The following is an 8271-nucleotide window of genomic DNA, read 5'->3' on the forward strand; positions in this document are numbered from 1 at the left end:
CACCTGCACTCCCCCCTGCCCCCTGCCACCACTCCTCCGTCGGTTGGTTCCATGGGCGCCCTGGTGCGCCGCGCGGTCCTGCCTCTCGCCGTCACCGCCGCATTGGCACTGACCGCACAACCCGCCGTGGCCGCACCCACCAACCCGGCCGCCGGCCCGGACGCCCCCGCCGCCACGGTGCCCTCCGACCCGCCCACCGAATCCGATCGCGTGATCGTGAAGTTCCGCGACACGGCGGCCCCGGAGGCCGCCAAAGAGAAGGTCGTAGACACCGCCGCCCAACAGGCACTGGGTGACACCAAGACCCCCGAGGTCGAGGAACACGTCAAGCAGACCACCACGCGAGCGGACGTCATCAAACTGGACCGCGAGTTGGACGAGTCCGAGCAGAAGGACCTCGTGCGCGAGATCCAGGCCAACCCCGCCGTCGAATACGCGGAAGCGGACCGGCTCGCCTCCGCGTCCTGGGTGCCCAACGACACCTATACCCAGTTCCAGTGGAGCCTGCTCCCCCAGCAGGGCGGCGTGAACTTCCCCGCCGCGTGGGACATGTCCCGCGGCAACGGACAGACCATCGCCGTGCTGGACACCGGGATCACCCCGCACGGGGACTTGGGCTCCAAGGTGGTGCCCGGACGGGACTTCATCAACGACACGAACCTCTCCCGCGACTACGACCTGCGTGACGCCAACCCCCGCGACGAGGGCGACTGGAGTGCTCCCGGCGAGTGCTCCGCTGGAGCCCGCAACTCCTCGTGGCACGGGACCCACGTGGCCGGTCTCGCCGCCGGTGTGACCCACAACGGTGCGGGGATCAGCGGCGCGGCACCCGGCGCCAAGATCCTCCCCGTGCGCGTGCTCGGCAAGTGCACCAACGGGTGGGTCTCGGACATCGCGGACGGCATCTCGTGGTCCGCGGGTGCTCCCGTGGCCGGACAGCCGGCCAACCGCAATCCCGCGTCCGTGATCAACCTGTCCCTGAACTACCCGGGCCAGTGCGGCACCACGATGCAGAACGCGATCAACACCGCGGTCAGCCGTAAGGTCCCCGTGGTCGTGGCCGCAGGCAACAGCTCGGTCAACGCCGGTGGCACGGCCCCCGCCAACTGCGCGAACACCATCGTGGTGGGCGCCTCGGACACCACGGGCTACACCGCGGGCTACTCCAACACCGGCGCGGTCGTGGACATCCTGGCCCCGGGCGGGACCGTCGCCAACCCCATGCTCTCCACGTTCAACTCCGGCACCACGGTCCCGGGTGCTCCTACTTACGGCAACCTCTACGGGACCTCGATGGCCACCCCGCTGGTCTCCGGCACCGTGGCGCTCATGAAGCAGCGGGACCCCGGGATCACCCCTGCGCGGATCGAGCAGCTGCTGACCTCCACCGCGAGCGGCCCGCTGGGTTCGCTCAACCTGGACCCCGCCGCCGCCGTGCGCGCCGTCACGCCTCGCACCACCGTCCAGGCGTCCTACACCACCGCGGGTGGGATCGGTTCCAAGTGGCGTGCCACCGGTGGCGCCGCCAAGTGGGGCAACCCCGTGATGAACGAGGCCAACGCCGCCAACGGTGGTCGCTACCAGGAGTTCGTGAAGAACGGACGCAAGACCACCATTTACTGGAGCCGCTCCACGGGCGCCTACGTGGTGGAGAACCCCACGGCCATCGGTTCCAGGTTCATCGCCGCCGGCCGCGAGCGCGGTTACGGGTACCCCAGCTCGGACGAGCGCCGGGTCCCCGGCGGCGCCTACCAGCTCTTCCGCAACGGGTCCTCGCTCACCAAGGTGCTGTGGACCCCCGCCATGGGCCCTCATGCCGTGAAGGAGACCGGCGGGATCGGTGGCGCGTGGAAGCGCGCGGGCTTCGAACGCGGATGGGGTTGGCCCGTCACGGATGAGTACCGCAGCGGCGGCGAGGTGCTCCAGCGCTTCTCCAACGGCGTGACCGCCCACTGGACCCCCCAGCGCGGCGTGTGGACCACCCGCTGACCGGTCGCCCCTCCCTCGTGAGGGACATCGACAACGCCGCAGGGCGGTTCCCTTCCCGGGGAACCACCCTGCGGTCATTCCCAGCCCGTATCCGCCGACGGCGCACTGCCACCTCTGCGCCTCGCGCAGCTCCCAGCTACCACCGCGCCGTCCAGCAACTCCGAGGCACTCCGAGGACACCTGGGCAACTCCTCGGCACTCCGAGGCCACGAAAGACCCCCGCGAATGGCCTCGGGGTGCCCAGAAACTCGTGGCTGGCCTTAGGGTGCCTGGAAGTTCATGGGCGGGCATGCGGTGCGGGGCAGCAAGATGGGCCAGGGTGGCACCCGGACGAAATCGCGACGGTCACCCTTGCGGGCGGGTCTCCCAGAACGCCACCGCGCTCGCCGCGGCCACGTTGAGCGAGTCCACGCCGTGGCTCATGGGGATGATCACGTGCCGCTCGGCGTGATGCAGCGTGGCCGCGCTCAGCCCCTGGCCCTCGGTCCCGAGGATCAGCGCCAACTTCTCCGGGTGCTCGGCCGCGAGCTCGTCCACCGTGACGGCGTCGTCGGACAGGGCGAGGGCCGCCGTGAGAAACCCTGCATCCTTGACCTGCTGCAGATCCGCGGTCCAGTGCTCCAGGCGCACCCACGGGACCTGGAACACGGTTCCCATGGACACCCGCACGGCACGGCGGTAGAGCGGGTCGGCGCAGCGCGGGGTGACCAGAACGGCGTCGACGTCCAGGGCCGCGGCGGAACGGAAGATCGCGCCCACGTTGGTGTGGTCCACGATGTCCTCGAGGATCGCCACGCGCCGTGACCGTGCGAGGACCTCGGTGAGCTCGAGGGACTCGGGGCGCTGCATGGCCGCGATCGCGCCGCGATGCAGGTGGAACCCGGTGATCTGCTCGAGCACCTCGTCGGAGCCCACGTACACGGGCACGTCGTAGCGTTCGAGCACGTCGCGCAGCCCCTCAACCCACTTCTCGGCCATGAAGAACGAGCGCGGCCGGTGGCCGGCGTCGAGCGCTCTCCGCAGCACCTTGGACGATTCCGCGAGGTAGAGCCCGCGCTCGGGTTCCAGCCGACGCCGCAGGGCCACGTCCGTGAGGCTCGTGTAGTCGGCCACGCGCGGATCCGCGGGGTCGGTCAGCGGGACGATGCGTTCGGACAGGGGCGCGGGAGTGCTCACGGACATCCTGGGAATCGGAGGAACAAGGCTTTGAACGGACTGGGTTTCGGAAGAACGGGACCCGTCGGACGACAGGAGGGGGGACGAGGAAGGGTCAGAACACCTGGGAAACCATGTTGGTCAGCGCCACGAGACCGAGGACCACGATCACGGCGCGCAGCGCCACCGGGGACAGCCGCTTACCGATCTTGGCGCCCAGCCACGACCCCAGAGTGGAGCTCAGGGCGATGAACACCACGACCCACCAGTTGATCCGGTCGAATGCGAGCAGCACGTAGGACACCGCCGCCACGATGTTCACCGCCGCGACCAGGGCGTTCTTGACCGCGTTCGCCGATTGCAGCGGGGCCAGCAGGAACACACCCAGGATGCCCACGAGCAACACGCCCTGCGCGGCCACGAAGTACCCGCCGTAGATGCCTGCGAAAAACACGAGCACGTACAACATCAGGGGCTGCGGGGACCGGTCCACGGCCTCGGTGCCCGTGGCCGTCTCCCCCGCCTGCGGGGCATCCAGGCCGCCGGCCGCGGCGTCCCGGGCCTGACGTTCCTTGCGCTCGCGTACCTTGGCCTGGAGCGTGGGTTGGAATACCACGAACAGCAGCGCGACCACGATCAGCACGGGCGCGGCCACGCCGAAGACTTCCTCGGGCAGGTGCAGCAGCAGGGAAGCGCCGATCACACCGCCCAGGATCGAGCACGGCAGCAGTTTCACCAGCGTGCGGGTCAGCCCACGCAGTTCACTGCGGTAGCTCCACGCGCCGGTGAGGTTACCGGCGATCAGCCCCATGGCGTTGGACATGGACGCCGTGACCGGGGGAACCCCCATGGTCACGAGCACCGGGAACGTCACGAGCGTGCCGGACCCCACGATGGTGTTGATCGTCCCGGCCCATAACCCGGCCACGAGGATCAGCAGCACCTGCCACCACTCGAAGCCCACGGTCCCGCCGGAACCGAAGAACTCCGCGGGGACAATGGCGGAGGACAGTGTCAGCATGGAGGCGGATCAGCGGGCGAACGCCGCGTAACGATCGGCCACGCGCACGAGCTTGAGGGGCATGTCGAAGGTGTGGGAGAGATTCTTCTGCGTCATCACCTGCGCCACCGGACCGGCTGCCACGATGGCACCCTCACGCAGCAACAGCGCGTGGGTGAACCCGTCCGGGACCTCCTCGAGGTGGTGGGTCACCATGACCGTGGCCGGGGCGGCCTCGTCCCGGGCGAGTTCATCGAGGCGCTGCACGAGCTTCTCGCGCCCGCCCACATCCAGACCGGCGGCGGGTTCGTCGAGCAACAACAGTTCGGGGTCGGTCATCAGGGCGCGGGCGATCAGAACACGCTTGCGCTCGCCCTCGGACAAGGTGCCGTACGTGCGCTCGCGCAGGGCCCCCAAGCCCCAGGCCTCGAGCAGTTCCTCACTGCGCTGGACGTCGGCGTCGTCGTACTCCTCGCGCCAGCGCCCCGTGACGCCGTAGGCCGCGGTGAGCACCACGTTGGCCACGGTCTCCGCATGCGGGATCTGACCGGCCAGGGGTGCGGAGCTCACACCGATCCGCGGGCGCAGCTCGAAGACGTCCACCGCGCCGAGGATCTCGTCGAGGATGTCCACCATGCCGCGCGTGGGGTGCAACCGGGCGGCGGCGATCGACAACAGCGTGGACTTACCCGCGCCGTTGGGGCCCAGGATGACCCACCGTTCCCCGTCCCGCACGGTCCAGTTCACGCCGTCCAACAGGGTCTTCTCGCCGCGGACCACCGTGACGTCCACCAGATCAAGCACTGAACTCATGACGGCAACTCTAGTGCCCCGCGCGCGCCGGTTCGCGGTCCGGCGCTCCGTGGCAACCCGGCTCGGTCACAGATCCAGGAAGAACCGCAGGGCGTCCAGGTTGGGGATGCTCACCTGGGTGTCCGCGACCTCCCGCAGCGCGGGCTTGGCCCGGTACGCCACGGACAGCCCGGCTGCGCGGGCCATGTCGATGTCGTTGGCGCCGTCCCCCACGGCCATGACGTCCTCCGGTGCCACGCCCAATTCCTGGGCCCATTGCCCCATGACCTCCGCCTTCATGGCGCGGTCCACGATGCGCCCGGCCACGCGTCCCGTGAGCACGCCGTCCTGGATCTCGAGCTCGTTGGCGGCCGCGCGGGTGAGTTCCAGGTGCGCCGCGAGCGGGTCCAGCACCTGGCTGAAGCCACCCGAGACCGCGGCCACCGCGTGTCCCTCGCGCAGCAGGGTCTGCACGAGCACCTTGGCTCCGGGCGAGAGCCGTACGGCGGCAGCGACGTCGTCGATCGCCGAGGCGGGCAGTCCCTCCAGGACGGCCACGCGCTCGCGCAGGGACGCCGCGAAGTCGATCTCACCGCGCATCGCGCGTTCCGTGACCGCGGCGACCTCCGCCTCGCGGCCCACGTGGGCGGCGAGCAGTTCGATGACCTCCTGGCGGATGAGCGTGGAATCCACGTCCAGCACCACGAGCTTCTTGCGAGACTGGTCGAACCAGGTGTGCGGCACCACGTTGAGGTCGATCCCCGGCAGCAACTGCCGTTGCGGGTCCGGTTGCAAGGCGCGGCGCAACTGCTGCGGGTCCTCGGTCTGCACGCGCACGGTCAGGGCGTTGTAGCCCTCCACGTCCGCAGCCTGCCCGTCCGACGCGGTCCCCGTGACCCGCACCCAGTTGTGCGTCTCGACCACGGCACCGGCACGTTCCACGGCGTCGAGGACGGCTTCGGTGGCGCCGTCCTCCGGGGACACGGCCAGGGCGACGACAGCACAGTTCTGGGACATGGTCGCAGTTTATCGGCCCCGCGGAAGCGCGCACAAAGAAGGCACCGGCACGACGCCGCTCGGCCCGTTCCCGGGCCGCGGGCACGTAAGCCGAGCGGCGTTAGGAAGACTCAGCGCGGCGTCGTCGGCAGGGCGCGGTGCTTCCCGGGGCTGCCCACGCGCGAGGGCCACCACGAGCGGGGGCCGATGTCCAGGGCCAGGGCGGGCACCAGCAGCGAGCGCACGATGATCGTGTCCATGAGCACGCCGATCGTCACGATGATGGCCAGCTGCACCAGGAACAGGATGGGCAGCACGGCCAGCGCGGCGAACGTCGCGGCCAGCACGATGCCCGCGGAGGTGATGACCCCGCCGGTGGTGATGAGTCCGGCCAGCACGCCCTTGCGGTGGCCCGCGGTGACGACTTCCTCGCGCACGCGGCTCATGAGGAAGATGTTGTAGTCGATCCCCAGCGCCACGAGGAACACGAAGCTGAACAGTGGCACGGTGGGGTCTGCCTGGTTGATGTCCATGAGGTGGAACACCAGGGTGGCCATGCCGAGCGCGGAGAAGAAGGACAGCACGGTGGTGGCGATCAACAGCACGGGCATCAGGATGCTGCGCAGCAACACCATGAGGATGAGCAGGATCACCGCCAGGATGATGGGGATGATCAGCGCGCGGTCACGTTCGGACGCGGCGATCGTGTCCACCTGCACGGCGGTGGTCCCGCCGATCTTCGCGTCGGGGGTGATCCCGGCGAGATCGTCGCGTAAGCGGGTGACCGTGGCCTGGGCCTCCTCGGAGTCGGACGCGTAGGTGAGGGTCGCCTGGATCAGCACGTCCCCGTTGCTCACGGTGGGTTCCGCGTTCGCCAGGGGTCCGCCCTGCGGCGTGGGATACGGCAGGGTCCCGTTCGGGGAGTCCTGGGCGGTGAACGCGACGGACGCGACGTCGTCGTCCTGGGACAACCGCTCGGCAACCGCCTGGGCGTCCTCCTGCGGGGCCAGGACGTACACGGGATCCCCCGCGCCGCCCGGGAAGTGACGCTCGATGACCGCCAGACCGTCGCGGGCCTCGGACTCCCCCAGCACGAATTCGGACTGCGGGACGCCGTCCGCGTCGAGCTGGCTCGCGCCCACGGCGGCGGCGCCCAGCACGACGGCGCACACGAGCCACACCGCGCGCGACCTCCGGTCCACGAGGCGCGCCACGGAGGGCCACAGCCCCTTGTGGTCGTAGGGGTTCATGGCCTGCTCGTGGGTCTCGGGGTTCTCGTCCACGCGCGGCATCTGGGGCCACAGGGCCACCCGACCGAACAGGGCGAGCAGCGCCGGCAACAGCGTGAGACCGGCGAGGATCGCGAAGACCACGCCCATGGCGGTGGCCGGACCCACGCCGCGGTTGGAGGTCAGGGCGGAGAACAGCAGGCACAACAGACCCGCGATGACCGTGGTCCCGGACGCCAGCACGGCGGGCACGGTGCCCTTCCAGGCCATACGGGTCGCGGTCCAGCGCGACGGCGTGTGGTGCAGGGCCTCGCGGAACCGCGCGGTGTAGAGCAGCCCGTAGTCGGTGGCCGCACCGATCACCACGATCGACATGATCCCCTGCGTCTGCCCGCTGAGATCGATCCAGCCCTGCTGGGCCAGGAAGTAGACGGTGATGATCGCCCCGCACAGCGCGCCCACACTCGTGAGCAACACCAGGAACGGCAACAGCGGCGAGCGGTAGACGATCACCAGGATCACGAGCACCGCCACGAGGGCCACGATCAGCAGCAACCCGTCGATACCCGCGAACGCCGCCGAGAGGTCCGCCACGAGTCCCGCCGGACCGGTCACGGCCACCGACAGTCCCTCGGGGGTGTCCTCGGCCAGTCGCTCGCGCAGGTGTTCGACCACGGTGCCGGTGTCCGCCTCCGAGCTCACCAGGGCGATGATCTCCACGGCCTTGCCGTCCTCGCTCGGGATGGGCGGGGAGACCTCCAGGACGTCCTGGATCTCACCCAGGGCCTGCGCGTTCGTCCCGATCGCGCGTAGTTGCCGCGGCGTGATCTCGTTCTCGGACTCCATGACCACGATGGCCGGCACACCGTCCGAGTCCTGGAACTCCCCGAGCCGGTCCTGGACCTGTGTGGCCTGCGAGTCCACGGGCAGGAAGTCCGTCTGCGAGTTGGACACCACGTCCGAGAGCTTGCCGAACGTGGGTCCGCCCACGCCCATGACCCCCAGCCACGCAAGCACGAGCACCACGGGGATCAGCCGGCGCACCCACCCCGGCCGCTTTCCGCCCGCGTCCGGTCCGGCGCTCTTGGTGTCCTCCGCGTGCTCGGGGAC

6 protein-coding genes are annotated in these 8271 nt (G+C 69.9%); 1 reads left to right on the forward strand and 5 read right to left on the reverse strand.

The features are described from left to right. On the forward strand, nt 1-1989 hold a 1989-nt coding region (locus J1M36_RS01650; protein ID WP_241246691.1), incomplete at its 5' end, for a S8 family serine peptidase. 345 nt (nt 1990-2334) lie between these two features. Here the strand turns inward: J1M36_RS01650 and J1M36_RS01655 are convergent. The 5 genes from J1M36_RS01655 to J1M36_RS01675 form a co-directional block, all read right to left on the reverse strand. After that, complete coding sequence (locus J1M36_RS01655) at nt 2335-3165, reverse strand: RNA methyltransferase (RefSeq protein WP_342358267.1); 831 nt, start codon at nt 3163-3165, stop codon at nt 2335-2337. 94 nt (nt 3166-3259) lie between these two features. After that, nucleotides 3260-4165 (reverse strand): sulfite exporter TauE/SafE family protein, encoded by a 906-nt coding sequence (locus tag J1M36_RS01660; RefSeq protein WP_206478510.1) that lies wholly within the window; start codon nt 4163-4165, stop codon nt 3260-3262. Between the two features lie 9 nt (nt 4166-4174). Continuing rightward, nucleotides 4175-4957 (reverse strand): ABC transporter ATP-binding protein, encoded by a 783-nt coding sequence (locus J1M36_RS01665; RefSeq protein ID WP_131332912.1) that lies wholly within the window; start codon nt 4955-4957, stop codon nt 4175-4177. 66 nt (nt 4958-5023) lie between these two features. Next, complete coding sequence (gene serB / locus J1M36_RS01670; protein WP_064845282.1) at nt 5024-5953, reverse strand: phosphoserine phosphatase SerB; 930 nt, start codon at nt 5951-5953, stop codon at nt 5024-5026. A gap of 110 nt (nt 5954-6063) precedes the next feature. Then, on the reverse strand, nt 6064-8205 hold the full coding sequence (locus tag J1M36_RS01675; protein WP_342358272.1) for an MMPL family transporter: 2142 nt from the start codon (nt 8203-8205) through the stop codon (nt 6064-6066). Between the last annotated feature and the right edge of the window lie 66 nt (nt 8206-8271).

This window comes from Kocuria sp. KRD140, from assembly GCF_017168375.1.
GTDB classification, from domain to species: domain Bacteria; phylum Actinomycetota; class Actinomycetes; order Actinomycetales; family Micrococcaceae; genus Kocuria; species Kocuria marina.

Excerpts from the sequence above, each read along its gene's own strand:
- J1M36_RS01665 (WP_131332912.1), bottom strand. The coding sequence starts at position 4,957 with ATGAGTTCAGTGCTTGATCTGGTGGACGTCACGGTGGTCCGCGGCGAG.
- J1M36_RS01660 (WP_206478510.1), bottom strand. The coding sequence starts at position 4,165 with ATGCTGACACTGTCCTCCGCCATTGTCCCCGCGGAGTTCTTCGGTTCC.
- serB (WP_064845282.1), bottom strand. The coding sequence starts at position 5,953 with ATGTCCCAGAACTGTGCTGTCGTCGCCCTGGCCGTGTCCCCGGAGGAC.